This window comes from Pseudomonas sp. P5_B2 (assembly GCF_056400445.1).
The window spans coordinates 1-1,242 of the sequence record NZ_JBFULH010000960.1 but is presented as its reverse complement, the minus strand read 5'-3'; the positions used below and the strand labels follow the sequence as shown (position 1 = coordinate 1,242).

Genomic DNA, 1,242 nt, shown 5'->3' with positions numbered 1-1,242 from the left:
GCGCTCAGGCATTCGCCGATTGCGCGGTTCGGCTGTACAAGGATGAAGCGCTGTGGACCGACGCTCAATCCCAGGGGCAGACGTTGTTGGCCGACCGTTATCGGCAGTCGGAACATGGCCCGGCGTTGATCGAAAAATTGTTGTACAGCCAACAAAACCTGGCGCAACTTAGACGCGACAACTTCACCGGCAGCATGCTGCGTCATCACCAGCACAAAAGCACTCAATACATGTCGCAGTGGATTGAAGCCAAGAACCGACATAAAGAAGATGCCTGACTATTAAATAAACCTTTATATTCGGACACTTTTAGCATTAAGCATTATTTGGTTATAGCCGCTCATGAAGTTATAAGTATTTTCCATCGCTTAGAACCTTACGACCAACAATCTAAGCGATCAACTCCGCAAATACTTATTACCCATGCAAGGAAGCTATATGAGCAATACCCATCTAAACATCCTGCCTGATTCCATCTATGACCCTGTTGATTTCACGCTAAGCCGCTGGATGAGCGACACGCCGGTTATTGATAGCTTGTCGATTGCCGATCTAGTATTACCCGGCGCCCACAATGCCGGCGTAGACAAAAAAGCTTCATATGTAGCACCCGGTGTAAGTCACTGGGCGTCCTGTCAAAACAATAGCTTCTACTATCAACTGACCCAGGGTGCTCGTGCACTCGACTTGCGGCTGGAATATGATATTTCCCGTAACGGAGTCCCTACATTCTGGTTCCAACACAACGAATTTCGCTCGTCCCGGTCTCTGGAAAACCTGGTCACCGGCGTAATCCGCTTTCTCCAGGAGAACCCCGACGAGTTCATCCTGTTGGACTTTCACGAGTTGAAATCTGACCAGCAGCCTTTTGATTTCAAGGAATTGAACAGGTTTCTGCTGACGCATTTGGGCGACCGGATGATCCCCTGCCGCAACGCTTTCCTGACGCTCGGACAACTCAAGCAAGCCAGCTACACACAACGAGTGCTGGCGGCAGCTGAGCGTCACCCGGACCTGGACTTATCGTGGTTCTGTCGGCAAATCGAGCACAAATGGAGTGGTATCGGGACCACCAGCGTCAGTGAGCTGCGCACGCATATCACCCAGGTAATGAAGTATCCGCCGAGCGGTTTGCCATGGTCGCTTTCCGCCACCAGTTACAGCGCCTTGGGCGGTCCGGTGAATATCAAGGAGCAACTGGATGACTGGTTTGATCCCGACGTCCGTGGTTGGGTCCTGAAA

General features: G+C 51.3%; 1 protein-coding gene and 1 pseudogene. Both read left to right on the top strand.

The genetic code is table 11. The features are described from left to right. A pseudogene (locus AC1DRJ_RS28325) lies at positions 1–278 on the top strand (glycosyltransferase); the annotation flags it as partial. Positions 279–438: 160 nt separating this feature from the next. Then, the coding region (locus tag AC1DRJ_RS28320; RefSeq protein ID WP_477805053.1) for a phosphatidylinositol-specific phospholipase C domain-containing protein at positions 439–1,242 on the top strand (804 nt) is incomplete at its 3' end.